Origin of the sequence: Psychroflexus montanilacus (genome assembly GCF_020164535.1) — a bacterium.
GTDB classification, from domain to species: domain Bacteria; phylum Bacteroidota; class Bacteroidia; order Flavobacteriales; family Flavobacteriaceae; genus Psychroflexus; species Psychroflexus montanilacus.
On sequence record NZ_JAIQZC010000001.1, the window covers coordinates 309,303 to 324,700 of the forward strand.

Consider the following 15,398-nt stretch of genomic DNA (forward strand, 5'->3'; position numbering starts at 1 on the left):
AAGATGCTAAAGAAATTTATAGAAAGACCCGTTTTATCGACTGTTATTTCGATAATAATAGTGATGCTTGGTATCCTTGGTATACAAGAATTACCAGTCACTCAGTATCCTGATATTGCTCCGCCAACCGTACAGGTAACCACGAGCTTCCCGGGTGCAAATGCTGAAACCATTCTGGAAAGTGTTATCATTCCCATTGAAGAAGAAATAAATGGTGTAGAAGGTATGACCTATCTTACTTCATCGGCTAGTAATGATGGTAGTGCTACCATTACAGTGTTTTTTGAACAGGAATACGACGCCGATATTGCTGCCGTGAATGTTCAAAACAGAGTAGCACGTGCCAATGCTGTTTTACCAGATGAAGTTGTAAGAAATGGTGTGATTACCGAAAAACAGCAGAATTCAGCTTTGCTTTATGCAGCAATTTATTCTACCAATGAAGATTATTCTGATACGTATGTTCAAAATTATTTGAACATCAATATCCGTCCAGAATTACAACGTATCAATGGCGTTGCCAATGTCAATGTGTTTGGAGGTAAAGATTACTCCATGCGTGTCTGGCTTGATCCAGATAAGATGGCGAATTATAACCTTAATGCCTCAGAAGTTATAGCAGCCATAAGAGAACAAAGTCAGGAAGCTGCTGCAGGTTCTGTAGGACAAAATGCAGGAAAAGCCTTTGAATATGTTATTACTTATAAAGGCAGGCTCAAAACTTCAGAAGAATATGGAAACATCATTTTAAAGTCATTTGATAACAACCAGTTTTTGAGACTGAAAGATGTCGCAGAAGTTGAGCTGGATGCTTTTTCCTATAATTCTTTATCAAGAAGTAAGGGTTATCCTGGTGTTAACTTCGGAATTTTTCAAACCCCTGGATCCAACGCCCAGGAAATCATTGAGGACATCTACGATAAAATGGATGAACTTGAAAAAAACTTCCCCGAAGGTGTAGAATATCTTGTCAACTATGATACCAATGAATTCTTAACTGCCTCTATAGACAAAGTACAGGAAACACTCATAGAAGCCTTTTTACTTGTATTTTTGGTAGTATTCCTCTTTTTACAGGATTTAAAATCTACGTTAATACCTGCTATAGCAGTTCCTGTTTCTATAATTGGTACCTTTTTCTTCTTAAACTTATTTGGGTATTCCATCAACCTACTTACACTCTTTGCATTGCTTCTGGCTATTGGTATAGTGGTGGATGATGCCATCGTTGTAGTAGAGGCGGTTTATGCCAAACTTGAGGATGGTGCCCAAAGTGCCAAGGAAGCCTCCATTACTGCAATGAATGAAATAAGCGGAGCTATTGTATCCATTACGCTGGTAATGGCAGCGGTATTTATTCCGATTACATTCATAAAAGGTCCTGCTGGAGTATTTTACGAGCAATTTGGTGTAACGCTTATTGTAGCCATCGTTATTTCTGCAGTAAACGCTCTTACGTTAAGTCCAGCTTTATGTGCCTTATTTCTAAAACCTCCTAAAGAACAGAAAGACAAACCAAATTTATTACAGCGATTCTACAATGCCTTCAATGCTGGGTTTAATGCCCTGCTGACCAAGTATGTACATTCCCTAAAATTTCTTGTAAGACAGAAATGGGTTACTTTACTTATATTAATTGTAGCTGGAGTAGCCATCTATTTTGCTAATGAAATGACTCCTAAAGGATTTGTACCTACAGAAGATCGTGGAGTTGTCTTTATGAATCTGGAATTACCAGTAGGATCATCTTTAGACAGAACTTTTAAAGCAACTGAAGACATTTACGAAAGGATTCAAAATATAGAAGGCATAAGAACTGCCTCCTTGATATCAGGTAGAAACTTTTTCTCAGGAAACGGAAGTTCGTATGCTCAGGGCTTTATTATTCTTGATAACTGGAGTGAGAGAACAAATGATGCCACCCAAATTAATACCATCGTTGGTAAACTGAATCAGGTTACTTCTGATATTCCTGATGCTGAGATTCAATTTTTTACACCTCCGAGCGTACCGGGATACGGAGCTGCCGATGGATTTGAAATGCAATTGATCGACAAGGCAGCAGGACCTCTAAGAGACCTGGACAACGAAGCCAACAAATTTGTGGGTGGGTTATTTGAAAAACAATCCATTGCTTTTGCGAATAGTTCCTTTAGTACAAAATTCCCTCAATACAGCATGAATCTGAACGTACCGAAGATTAAAGCCAGTGGATTGTCTGTTGACGAAGTCCTTACCACCATGCAATCCTATGTTGGTGGATTTTTTGTATCCAACTTTTCTACTTTCGGGAAGCAATACAGAGTATTCGTACAGACATTGCCAGAAGATAGAGATAATAAAGAAAGTCTCAATAGCATTTTTGTCACCTTACCATCAGGTGAAAATGCACCAGTTTCAGAATTTGTAGACTTAGAAAGAGTTTACGGGCCTCAAGTGGTAAATCGATTCAACCTCTACAATGCAGTGACTATCAACGGGAGTACAACCCCAGGATTTAGCTCTGGTGATGCCATTGAATCCATTAGAAAAACAGCCGAAGCTCAACTGGGCACTGATTATGATATTGCATTTTCGGGTATAACCAGAGAAGAAATTGCGGCCAGCGGACAATCCATCTTCATTTTTGCCTTGAGTATTCTTTTTGTCTACTTCTTTCTAGCGGCGCAGTATGAAAGCTATTTACTCCCTTTTGCAGTAATTTTTTCATTACCAATTGGCGTGGCAGGAGCATTCTGGAGTACCAATTTAGCAGGTTTAGAGAACAATATTTATTTTCAAATTGCATTGATTATGCTGGTAGGTTTACTGGCTAAAAATGCCATACTTATTGTAGAATTCGCCATACAACGAAGACAGGAAGGAATGTCTATATATGAAGCTGCTTTAGATGGAGCTAAAGTGAGATTAAGACCTATTTTGATGACATCCTTTGCATTTATTTTAGGTTTACTGCCACTTGTCCTTGCAACAGGAGTTGGAGCTAAAGGAAATAATTCAATAGGAACAGGTGCTGCAGGAGGACTTCTTGTAGGAACCCTTATCGGAGTATTTGTCATACCGGTCCTATTTGTTGTTTTCCAGTGGTTACAAGAAAAAGTAAGTCCATCGAGCCGAGCTCAAGTTGAAAATGCTCAAAATAATTCTAAAGAAACTAAATAGATCATGAAATACATTATTAAATCTATTTTCGTTGTTATCTGTTTATCCTCATTACAATCCTGTTTTGTGGCAAAAGATTACGAAAGACCTGAGGAAGAGATAGATCCTATAAATTATAGAACCGACCAGTTAAAAGAGGATTCTTTGTCCGTTTCAAAAGTGAGCTGGAGGCAAATGTTTACTGATACCGTCCTTCAACATCACATAGAAGAGGCCTTAGAAAATAATCAAGATATAAGAATAGCCCTACAACAAATTAATGCTGCCAATGCATTTTTCAAACAAGGCAAGGCTGGATACTATCCTTCAGTAGATATCAATGGTTCAGTAACCAGACAAGAATTATCTCCAAACTCTCAGTTTGGTAGTTTCTTTTCCTCATTAGAACAATATGAGCTCAATGCAAGCTTAGCCTGGGAGGCTGATATTTGGGGAAAAATCAGAAGTAATAAAAGAGCTGCACAAGCCAGATTCATGCAGTCTGAAGCTGCTCACAAAGCTGTAAAAACCGATTTGATTTCGCGTATTGCTACTGGATATTATCAAATTTTAGCACTAGACGAACAAGTGAAAATTGCAGAAGAAACGCTGGAAAGTCGAAAGAAAAGTCTCGAAACCAGCAATGCATTAAAAGAAGCTGGAAATTTGACTTCAGTAGCTGTAAGCCAAACTGAAGCTCAAGTATATGCTGCAGAAGCTTTGTTACTGGATCTAAAAAATGACGTCAAACTCCTAGAAAATACACTTTCCATCTTAAAAGGTGAATCTCCACAAAGTTTTAAAAGAGGTGAGCTTTCCGCTCAAGTTATTGATCAGGAATTGACCACTGGAGTTGCTTCAGATTTGTTGGAAAACAGACCCGATGTCATTGCAGCAGAATACGACTTGATCAATGCTTTCGAATTGACTAATGCTGCAAAAAGTAGATTTTATCCGTCTATCACTATTTCTGCAACAGGAGGTTTTCAGAGTCTAGAAGCTTCAGATTTCATTTCAACGAATTCGCTTTTTTTAACACTGATTGGAGGTCTTACTCAACCTATTTTTAATAGAAGAGAAATCAGAACTGAGTACGAAGTAGCTCAAAGTGAAAAAGAACAAGCTTTACTGAATTTTGAACGCACATTATTGACTGCAAGCAGGGAGGTATCTGATGCCATGCTGAATTACCAAAACGCAACTGAAAGGAAAGAGGTGAAAGCAAAAGAATATCAAGCATATCAAAAGGCTCTGGATGATTCTCAGGAATTATTAAATAACGGACTAGCAACTTACCTCGAAGTTTTAAATGCTCAAGAAAATGCTTTAAATACTGAACTTGAGGTTACTCAAATTCAGTTTGATAAACTTAGCGCTGTTGTAGAATTATACAGAAGTCTTGGTGGTGGCTGGCAATAACTGATATTACATAGCTAAAAAAGCCGAGCGATGCTCGGCTTTTTTTATAAAGTAACTTAGGAATAATTTATTCTCCCATTTTTTCCATCAAGGCCTGAGACAATTTTTTATAGGTTCCATTTTCTAAGCGTTCTCGTATCGCGGAAAAAGCATCCAACGTAATTTCAATATCTTCCATGGTATGAGTTGCCGTAGGTATCATTCTTAACAGAATCAATCCTTTAGGTATGACAGGGTACACCACAATAGAACAGAAAATACCAAAGTTTTCTCTAAGGTCTTTTACCAAAGCCATAGCTTCAGGAATACTACCTTTAAGATAAACTGGAGTTACACAACTCGTCGTGGTTCCGATATCGAAGCCTTTTGCCTTCAGTCCATTTTGAAGTGCATTCACATTATCCCATAATTTATTTTTAAACTCTGGGGATTTTCTTATAAGGTCTAGTCGCTTCAAGGCACCTTCCACAAGAGACATTTGTAGAGATTTTGCAAACATTTGAGATCTCAAGTTGTACTTGAGGTAATCGATAATTTCTTTATCAGCTGCTATAAAAGCTCCTGTACTGGCCATGGATTTTGCAAAAGTAGCGAAGTAAACATCTATTTGATCTTGGACACCTTGCTCCTCTCCTGCTCCTGCTCCAGTTTTACCAAGCGTACCGAAGCCGTGGGCATCATCAACTAATAATCTAAAGTTATACTTTTTCTTTAATTCAACGATTTCTTTTAATTTTCCTTGTTCACCTCTCATTCCGAAAACACCTTCAGAAATAAATAAAACACCACCGCCAGTTTGTTCAGCTATTTTTTCGGCGCGTGCCAGGTTCAATTCAATACTGTCAAGATCGTTGTGTTTGTAGGTAAAACGCTTTCCTAAATGTAAACGCACACCGTCAATAATACAGGCGTGAGCATCTACATCATAAACGATGACATCATCTTTACCTACGAGGGCGTCTATGGTAGACAAAATGCCCTGATAACCGAAGTTGAGAACATATGCTGCTTCTTTACTTACAAATTCTGCCAACTCATTTTGCAATTGTTCATGAAGATCTGTATGACCGCTCATCATTCTAGCACCCATAGGGTAAGCACTCCCCCATTTTTTTACAGCTTCTTCATCGGCTTTTCTTACTTCCGGATGATTGGCTAAACCTAAATAATCGTTGATACTCCAGGTAATGACTTCGCGTCCTTGAAATTTCATTCGATTACTGATTTGTCCTTCCAATTTTGGAAATACAAAATAGCCCTCAGCCTGATCTGCCCATTTGCCTAACGGGCCTTTATCTCTATAAATCTTTGAAAATAAATCTTTCATTTTGATGTGTTTTTTGTTGCAAACTTACCCAATATCAATTAGTTGATGTTAGTGACATGGGCTTTTTTCAAATTGCTTTTGTTTTGTTTATCCTCTAATCCAGGGTAGTTGGTGAAACCTTGTTCTTTCATCCAGTCGTCTGAAAAAACTTTACTCATATATCTTGAACCATGATCTGGAAAAATAGCGACTACTTTGCTTTGAGAATTAAATTCACCTTCCCTATTCAGTTGTTTTATACCTTGCATTACAGCACCGCTGGTGTAGCCTACAAACATACCTTCTGCTCTGGCAATATCGCGAGCCATATAAGCACTATCTTCATCACTTACCTTAGTAAACTTGTCGATGCTGTCAAAATCTGTAGCGGTTGGTATTAGATTTTTTCCAAGGCCTTCGATTTTATAAGGATAGATTTCACTTTTATCAAGTTTACCGGTTTCATGGTACTTCTGTAAAACAGAACCAAAGGCATCAATACCTAAAATACGAATATCAGGATTTTTTTCTTTAAGGAATCTAGCGGTCCCAGATATCGTACCACCAGTACCACTGCAAGCCACAAGATGAGTGATCTTACCTTCGGTTTGTGACCAGATTTCAGGACCTGTTGTTAAGTAATGAGCATCAATATTCAATTCATTAAAATATTGATTGATGTAAATAGATCCAGGGGTCTCCTTGTGAATGCGTTTGGCAACTTCGTAGTAAGATCGAGGATCTTCTGGAGCAACATTGGATGGACAAACGGTGACGTCTGCGCCCATTGTTCTTAAAAGTGAAATTTTATCTTTAGAAGATTTTGAACTCACTGCGAGAATACACTTGTATCCTTTTATGGCCGCTACCATAGCAATACTGAAACCAGTGTTGCCAGAGGTAGTTTCTATAATCGTATCTCCAGGTTTCAAATCTCCATTTTTTTCAGCCCTTTCTATAATGTAATGAGCAATTCTGTCTTTGGAAGATAAACCAGGATTTTGAGCTTCATATTTAGCTAAAAATTCTCCCTGAAAATGTTTAGTAATATTTTTTAATCTTATTAAAGGTGTGCAGCCCACCATGGATAACAAGCTGTCGTGAACATTCAAATTTTTATGCATAAAGCCAACGTCTTTTCACGTAAGTAGTGTCTATTGAATAAATAACAGGGGGCTAAATTACGATTTTTTTTGGATTACTCTGATATTTGCTCTAAATCAAGAATAAAAGCGTAGTCTTTTGCAAGCTCTTTTAAAGCTTCAAATCGACCAGACGCTCCGCCATGCCCGGCATCCATATTCGTCTCCAGATATAACCTGTTAGTGTCTGTTTTTAATTCTCTCAGTTTTGCTACCCATTTAGCTGGTTCCCAATATTGAACTTGTGAGTCATAAAGACCTGTAGTGACGAGCACATTTGGATAATCTTTTGCTTCAACATTATCATAAGGCGAGTAAGTTTTGATGTAGTCATAGTATTCCTTATCGTTTGGATTCCCCCATTCGTCATATTCACCAGTCGTTAAAGGAATAGATTCATCTAGCATAGTTGTCACTACGTCTACAAAAGGAACTGCAGCAACAACTCCGTTATATAGCTCTGGAGCCATATTAATGACCGCACCCATCAAAAGTCCGCCTGCACTGCCTCCCATAGCATAAAGATGCTCTGGAGATGTGTATTTTTGTTCTATCAAATAATTTGAAACCTCAATAAAATCAGTAAAAGTGTTTTTCTTATGAAGCAATTTCCCTTTTTCATACCAGTCTCTACCCAAATACTCTCCACCTCTTACATGAGCTACAGCGTAGATGAATCCTCTATCCAAAAGTGATAATCTCGTAGAAGAAAAGTAAGGGTCCATGGTCGCTCCATAACTTCCATATCCATATTGAAGCAATGGATTTTTACCATTTCTTTTGATGCCTTTCTTGTACACTAAAGACACAGGTATTTCAGTACCGTCACTAGCTGTAGCCCAGATTCTTTCAGAAATGTAATTATTCTTATCAAAGTTGGGATCTTGGACTTCTTGTTCTTTTAAAACAGTTTCAGTCTTATCCACCATATCAAACTCAATCACCGATGCTGGAGTAGTAAGTGAGTTGTATGAATATCTCAATTTATCAGTGTCAAAATCTACGTTGGTCGTTGGTCTTGCTGTATAAGTTTCGCTTGTAAAAGGAAGATAATAATCATCACTTTTGTCCCATTTCTGAACACGAATTCTTGTCAATCCGTTGTATCTTTCACTTGTCACCAGGAAGTTTTGAAATATATCCAGTCCTTCAAGTAAAACATCTTTTCTATGAGGAATTACTTCTACCCAATTGTCTTCTGATGTAGAATCCACAGAAGTTTTCATCAATTTAAAATTTTGGGCATCATCTTTATTGGTGAGAATATAAAAATGATCTTTATAATGAGCTAAATCGTACTCTAGGCCTCTTCTGCGCGCAGAAAATACCTGAAAAGTATCATTAGGCTTATCGGCATCAAGGATTTGATATTCGTCAGACATGGTGCTTGAAGAGCCGATTATGATATAGTCTTTAGATTTAGTTTTATAAACATAGGTGTTAAAAGTCTCATCTTTTTCTTCAAATACTAACTCATCTTGATCTGGTGAGTCTCCAAGTTTATGTTTATAAATCTGATTTGACCTTAAGGTTTGCTCATCTTTTCTAGTATAAAAAAGAGTTTTATTATCATTGGCCCATGTCGAACCTCCTGTTGTTGTTTCAATTTTTTCGGGAAGAATTTCACCCGTCTTCAAATTTTTAATTTGAATCGTGTACTTTCTCCTACTTACGGTGTCAATGCCAAATGATGCAAAGGTATTATCCGGACTCACACTTACGCCTCCAAGATTGAAATAAGAATGGCCTTCTGCCATTGCATTACAATCAAACATAATTTCTTCCTCTGCATCCATGGAACCTTTTCTTCTGGTATAAACAGGGTAGTCTTTCCCTTTCTCATATTTTACCTGATACCAGTATCCATTTAACTTATAAGGTACAGAAGTATCATCTTCTTTAATTCGAGACTTCATCTCTTCAAACAAGCTATTCTGAAAATCCTTGGTATGCTCAGTAGACTCCTCGTAGTATTTGTTTTCTGCATTAAGGTAATCGATGACTTCTGGATTTTCTCTGTCATTCATCCAATAATAATTATCTATTCTGTCATCATTATGAATGGAAAGAGTTTTTGGTTTTTTTTCTGCGACAGGCGGCTTTATATCTGTATTTGTCATCTTCGAGTTATCATTTTTACAAGAAGTGGCAAATATAAAACTTAAGGCAAGAACAGGAATTAATTGTTTCATAAGACTCATTTTTAATTTACATAGATTGATCAAGTTTATAGCCTTACAATATAGTAATTTTGTAAATAAATTAAACACATAAAATTATGTTTGGAGATATGATGGGTATGATTAATAAAATCAAAGAAACCCAAGCTAAAGTGGAGGAAACCAAAAAACGACTGGACAAAGTAACTCTTCAGGAAAAAAGCAATGATGAGCTTTTAAAAGTAAAGATCACTGCAAACCGAGAAGTGAAATCTATTGAAATAGACGATAAATTACTTGAAGATAAAGAACAGTTGGAAGATTATTTAATCCTAACACTCAATAAAGCAATCAAAAAAGCTGGTGATGTAAATGAAGCGGAAATTTCTGCCGTTGCAAAAGACGGTCTTCCAGATATTCCAGGGTTAACGAGCTAGGCAATTAAAGTTAGGCTTTTTTTAAACATTTGATAAGTTATTTATAACCTGCCTCTTAAACTCATTATTGATAAAATGACAGTCTTTTAAATTCTCCACTCAATTGGCAGACACAGTCAGGCTAGTTAAAAATTGGCAGGAATAAGAATATGACAGATCAATTTGTTTTCTTATTGACTAATAGCCTTTTATGATTTCATCTGATTTTTTACTTCCAGGCACCCAGCCAAAAGTAAAATTAATCAGCGGACCAAAACCACTGTCTACTCCTATTCCATCGTAATAGCCAAAACCCAATTCTATAGTGGAATTAAAACCTTTTCTATTGGTTCTTTGCCAACCATAAACACCGCCGTAGAATGCTAGAGAAAAATTATCCTGTCCATCCAGATTATGACTAATCTGCACTGGCTCCCAAAACACCGTTCTTGCAGGTCCAAAATAGTTTGCAGAATTCCCGACTATTTCCATTCCATAGTTGTAACGGGTCTTAAAATTATGATAGTATCTTACGCGAGTATGCCAGGCCAGACCAAAAGAATAGCCTTCTTCATAAGTTGCCAGTCCTGGAGCTATACTTGTTGAAACGCTTATATTTTTAAATAAACCCAGCTCATAGCGAATGCCAGGTCCAATAAAATTTAAAGTAAACTGATGCCTTTCCAGGTTGGGCGCTCCATCCCAATCTTCTACAAATTGCTGCGCTCTGGAAGATAGAGATAGCAAGACAAGAAGAGTCAAAATAATGTGTGTATACTTTTTCATCATAACAGGAGTGATAAGATTGACTTTATTTCATGTAGACCACTTTTCTATTGATGAATTCCATCATCCCGTCTTTGGAAAGTTCTCTGCCATAACCTGAAATTTTAGTTCCTCCAAAGGGTAATCTGGGGTCTGATTTCACCAATTCATTAATGAAAAGTGCACCATCACTTACCTTATCTGCATACTCTAAAACCTTTTTCGCATTTTTTGTAAACACACTCACCCCTAATCCAAATCTTGATTTTTCCGATAGCTCAAAAGCATGGTCAATAGATTTAGCTTTTACCATTGCCGCCAGAGGACCAAAGGTTTCCTCGTCAAATGCTGGCATGCCCTCAGTTACATTACCCAAAACAGTGGGCTCATGAAAACACTCTTTTTGTTTCCCGCCCAATAACAGTTCTGCTCCTTTTTGAATAGATTCCTGCACCTGCTTTTGAAGTTCTTCTGCGAGATCTTTTCTTGCTAGTGGCCCAACTTGTGTCTCCTCCAAAATGGGGTCTCCAGCTTTAAGTTTGCTTGCAGCTTCTATAAATTTGGTCACAAACTCATCGTAGACTGAGTCTATTATGATGAATCGCTTGGCAGCAATACAGCTTTGTCCGCTGTTCATCATTCTGGCTTTTATGGCTGTTTCTACAGCCTGATCTACATCTGCATCTTCCAACACGATAAATGAGTTACTTCCTCCTAGCTCCAACAAGCTTTTCTTGATATATTTTCCTGCCAATTGTGCTACAGCAGAGCCAGCTTTTTCACTTCCTGTAAGAGTTATAGCTTGAACGGCATCATGAGAAATTACTGTTTCGGTTTCATCATGATGAAAGATTAAATTTTGAAACACAGCTTTTGGGTAGCCAGCTTTTAAGAATACTTCTTCAATCTTCTCAGCACAGCCAAATACATTGGAAGCATGCTTCAGCAATCCTGTATTTCCAGAAGTTAAGGTGGGAGCTGCAAATCTAAACACCTGCCAAAAGGGGAAATTCCAAGGCATTACTGCAAACACTGTCCCAATAGGATCGTGTCGTACAAAACTTTTGGTAGCGTCGGTTTCTATTTGCTCTGGAGCTAGAAATTCTTCTGCATGTTCTGCATAATACTCACAAACCCAGGCACACTTTTCTATTTCAGCCCTGGATTCAGCAATAGGTTTTCCCATTTCTGAAGTGATAACTTTAGCGTATTCTTCTACATTGCCTCTAAGTATTTGGGCTACTCTTTTAAGAAGTCGAGTTCTTTCAGATAATGGCGTCTTTCTCCAATGTTTAAAGGCTTGAGAAGAATCTTTCAATTTTTGATTGAGCTCTTCGGAAGTAAGTGAGGTATATTCAGCGATATGAGTTCCATCATAGGGATTTTTGCTTTGAAATTTCATTGGTTATAATTTTAAAAAATCATTCAATTTTGAAATATTTTCAACTTTGAATAAAAAGATTCGGTTGTTGAATGATTAAATTTATGACTTTATAGATGACCACACTTTTTTTAAAAGTCTTTTATGATTTCTTTGCACGTTTGAAGATCGTATTGTTTGATTCTAGTAAGAAAAACTATCGCTTTAAATGAAAGCCATATTTGCAGTATTTTTTATGAATAAATCTCGAACATCAGATTTTAAGGGTAAAAAAAATTAACCATTAAAAACACTTGATCTAAAAATTAAACGTTGACGTATATAAAATATAAGTTAAGGGTTTATGTTTCTAAATCAAAAACTATATTTGCCATATTAATTATTAACCACTGGATGAAATTAACATCAATTATTATAGTCTTATTTGCCATTACCTCACTTAGCTCCTGCATAAGTACAAAGCGACTTACTTACTTAGCAGAAGATAAGGAAACACAAATTGATAGCTTGATTAGCATTCAGGAAATGCAACCTCCTTACAGAGTTCAGATCAATGACTTACTTAGCATAAGAGTAAAAGCTCTGGATCAGGAATTGACGAGTATGTTTAATCCTATTGGTGATGCTGAAAACTCTACGGCAACCACTGAAGAAAAGGCTTACTTTGACGGATTTTTGGTCGACAGACACGGTGAAATAAGAATTCCTACCTTAGGAAGACTAAAGGTTATTGGACTTACCTTGGAAGAAATAAGACTGAAATTAGAAGAAAAGCTTCTAAATGAATATTTTAAATCTGAAGCGAATATTTTTATAACAGTAAAACTCGCAGGCTTGCGCTACACGACCTTAGGTGAGATAGGAACAGGCAGCCAGGTGATTTACAAGGAACAGGTTTCCATTATGGAGGCCATCGCAAACGCTGGCGACATCACCATTTACGGAGATAGGCGGAATATAAAAATTTTAAGGCAATACCCGGAAGGACAACGCATACACAGAGTTGACCTTACAAAAATTTCAGCAGTGAATTCACCGTTTTATTACATACAGCCCAACGATTTAATTATAGTAGATCCTCTACCTCAAAAATCATTTGGTATTGGTGAAACTGGATTTGGAACTATAGCTACTGTTTTTTCATTATTAACAGGACTCACCATATTATTGATACGACTCTAGATGGATGAAGATTTCGAAATAAGCGAATCCAATGCCTACTTTGACTTTAAAGGATTTTTAGTCAAAATATTTAGCTACTGGTACTTGTTTGTCATCAGTATCCTCATAGGCTTGAGTATTGCCTATTTCATAAATGTAAGAAAGCAGCCTATTTATCAAATTGAGAGTTTGATAACCGTAAAGGATGATCAAAATCCATTTTTCACTTCCAATACAAGTTTAACCTTCAACTGGGGAGGAGTTTCGGACAAAGTCAATACAACAGTCACAACCCTTAAGACCAGAACGCACAACGAAAAAGTTGTGGACAGGCTGAGGTATTATATTCAATATTTTGAAGACGGCAAGTATCAAAAGGAAGATGCATACGGGAGGGTTCCATTTGTGGCTATAGAGGACAGCTTACAGTCACAGCTCATGGGGAGAAAAATGTCTGTTACTTTTTTGGATGAAGAGACATTTGAACTCAGCCTGACTTTTGAAGATGAAGAGCCAGGAAATCTTAATTATTTTAATTATTCAACAAAAGAACAGGAGAGTAAATACTCCGATAAAATTAATTATAAAGCTACATTTTCAACTTCAGAATACGTTGACTCCCCTTACTTCAAAGGACGGATTTTGAGAAATACCATTCCAGTAAGAGAAAATAAACCTTATTATTTTCAATTTAACAATTATTATTCTACTGTAAAGCAATTTCAGAATGTCAATGTAAGTCCAGAAAACAAAGGAAGTTCTATTTTGAAATTATCTCTGAATGGAAATAACAAGCAAAAACTGGTAGATTATCTTAACAATACAGTCTATGTTCTTAGTGAAGACATGCTGAATAGAAAAAACCTGTTTGCAACTAAAACAATTCGTTTTATAGATAGCAGTCTTACCGAAAAGTCCAAAGAATTAAAATCTGTGGAAGAGGAGTTAAATCAGTTCAAAATCAGTAATGATATTATTGATTTGACGGCAGAAAGCAGTGAAATAAGACAGCGCCTTACTAATCTTGATCTTGAAAAAAATGAAATCCAAAGGCAGTTGGATTATTACAATAGACTGGAGCAGTACCTGAGAAGCAGACAAAATTACACTGACGTCCCAGCCCCATCTGTAGCAGGAATCGATGAGCCAAGCATAAGTTCTGCAGTTGGAAAAATTGTAGCACTTTCAGAACAAAGGAGTAAATATTCCTATTCATTAAAGTCTGACGCACCAGTTTTTAATGATATAGATAGGCAAATCAACGCTACCAAGTCTGTACTTCTGGAGAATATCGATTCTTCTAAAGAAATTCTTCAGGAACAGATAAGTACTGTCCGACAAAATGTTGCAGAACTGGAACGGCAAATAAGAAAACTGCCTAAAGAACAGCAGGATTTACTCAAAATTGAAAGACGCTATACCATAAGCGAAGAGACCTATAGTTTATTTTTAAGTAAACGTAACGAAGCAGGACTTATAAAAGCCGCCAATGTGAGTGATGTACAAATCATAGACAAAGCTATGGACACTGGAGGTGGCAAAATAGGTCCAAACACAGAGCTTAATTACGTTATGGCCTTACTAATAGGCAGCTTTGTACCCTTGGTTTTTGTTTTTCTACTCGTATTTCTCGATAATAAAATCAATAACCCCAAAGACATCAACAAGTTATCCCCTATTCCTATTTTAGGAGTAGTTGGAAAAAGTAAAACCAGCAGTAACCTCGCTGTATTTTCAAAACCAAGATCTGCAATTGCTGAAAGCTTCAGAGGTTTGAGAACGAGTATGCAGTTTATTTTTAAGCAGAAGCATATTCAAGGAAATAAGACCATTCTTATCACTTCCTCTGTGAGTGGGGAGGGTAAAACATTTACAGGCATCAACATGGCTTCGGTGTTTTCCATGAGTGGTAAAAAAACTTTACTGATAGGCTTAGACCTTAGAAAACCCAAAATTTTTGAAGATTTTGATATTACTAATGATATTGGGGTGGTTAATTATTTAATTGATCAAAGTTCTATAGAAGACATCATCCAAACCACAAAGTATGATAACTTAGATGTTATTGTTTCTGGACCTGTTCCACCAAACCCTTCCGAGCTTTTAATGTCCGATAAAATGGATGTGTTGTTTGAAACTCTTAAAGAAAAGTATGACTGTATCATTATGGATACACCTCCAATTGGTCTGGTTTCCGATGCGCTGAATCTTGGGAAATATGCAGATGCCTCACTTTATCTTTTGAGACAAAACTACACCAAAAAAGCCATGCTAAGTGTGATCAATGAAAAGTATGAAAAAGGTGAGGTGAAAAACATTAGTTTTGTTCTCAACTATTTTCAGCACAAGGCCAAGTATGGTTATGGATATAATTATGGCTATGGCTATGGTTATGGATACGGACGTTACGGAAATGGATATTTACAACTTGAACATAAACATTCTCTAAGAAAACGAATCAAAAGAAAATTGAAGAAAATATTTAACGCATAACATTATCTCTCACTT

The 15,398-nt window shown here is 36.8% G+C and carries 10 protein-coding genes; 5 read left to right on the plus strand and 5 right to left on the minus strand.

From position 1 onward, the window contains the following. Positions 1-3 precede the first annotated feature (3 nt). Both LB454_RS01505 and LB454_RS01510 read left to right on the plus strand, forming a co-directional pair. The gene (locus tag LB454_RS01505; protein WP_224462541.1) at positions 4-3,162 is read left to right on the plus strand and encodes an efflux RND transporter permease subunit; all 3,159 of its coding nucleotides are present in this window, start codon (positions 4-6) and stop codon (positions 3,160-3,162) included. A gap of 3 nt (positions 3,163-3,165) precedes the next feature. Continuing rightward, the gene (locus LB454_RS01510) at positions 3,166-4,560 is read left to right on the plus strand and encodes an efflux transporter outer membrane subunit (protein WP_224462542.1); all 1,395 of its coding nucleotides are present in this window, start codon (positions 3,166-3,168) and stop codon (positions 4,558-4,560) included. A 67-nt stretch (positions 4,561-4,627) separates the two neighbouring features. On the opposite strand, the gene LB454_RS01515 is transcribed toward LB454_RS01510, so the two are convergent. From LB454_RS01515 to LB454_RS01525, 3 genes are all read right to left on the minus strand, one after another. Continuing rightward, the gene (locus LB454_RS01515) at positions 4,628-5,887 is read right to left on the minus strand and encodes an aminotransferase class I/II-fold pyridoxal phosphate-dependent enzyme (RefSeq protein ID WP_224462543.1); all 1,260 of its coding nucleotides are present in this window, start codon (positions 5,885-5,887) and stop codon (positions 4,628-4,630) included. 38 nt (positions 5,888-5,925) lie between these two features. Next, a complete protein-coding gene (locus LB454_RS01520) occupies positions 5,926-6,990 on the minus strand; it encodes a PLP-dependent cysteine synthase family protein (RefSeq protein WP_224462544.1) in 1,065 nt (354 codons plus the stop codon). 74 nt (positions 6,991-7,064) lie between these two features. Then, entirely contained in the window at positions 7,065-9,200 is a 2,136-nt protein-coding gene (locus LB454_RS01525; RefSeq protein ID WP_224462545.1) for a S9 family peptidase, read from the minus strand. Between the two features lie 86 nt (positions 9,201-9,286). On the opposite strand from LB454_RS01525, the gene LB454_RS01530 reads away from it, so the two are divergent. After that, a complete protein-coding gene (locus tag LB454_RS01530; RefSeq protein ID WP_224462546.1) occupies positions 9,287-9,604 on the plus strand; it encodes a YbaB/EbfC family nucleoid-associated protein in 318 nt (105 codons plus the stop codon). Positions 9,605-9,781: 177 nt separating this feature from the next. On the opposite strand, the gene LB454_RS01535 is transcribed toward LB454_RS01530, so the two are convergent. Beyond that, positions 9,782-10,369 (minus strand): hypothetical protein, encoded by a 588-nt coding sequence (locus tag LB454_RS01535; protein WP_224462547.1) that lies wholly within the window; start codon positions 10,367-10,369, stop codon positions 9,782-9,784. 25 nt (positions 10,370-10,394) lie between these two features. After that, positions 10,395-11,750, minus strand: a complete 1,356-nt coding sequence (locus LB454_RS01540; protein WP_224462548.1) for an NAD-dependent succinate-semialdehyde dehydrogenase — start codon at positions 11,748-11,750, stop codon at positions 10,395-10,397. A 372-nt stretch (positions 11,751-12,122) separates the two neighbouring features. Between LB454_RS01540 and LB454_RS01545 the strand changes: the two genes are divergently transcribed. Together LB454_RS01545 and LB454_RS01550 are read left to right on the plus strand one after the other, a co-directional pair. Then, positions 12,123-12,911, plus strand: a complete 789-nt coding sequence (locus LB454_RS01545) for a polysaccharide biosynthesis/export family protein (RefSeq protein WP_224462549.1) — start codon at positions 12,123-12,125, stop codon at positions 12,909-12,911. Continuing rightward, complete coding sequence (locus tag LB454_RS01550; RefSeq protein WP_224462550.1) at positions 12,912-15,383, plus strand: polysaccharide biosynthesis tyrosine autokinase; 2,472 nt, start codon at positions 12,912-12,914, stop codon at positions 15,381-15,383. Positions 15,384-15,398 lie beyond the last annotated feature (15 nt).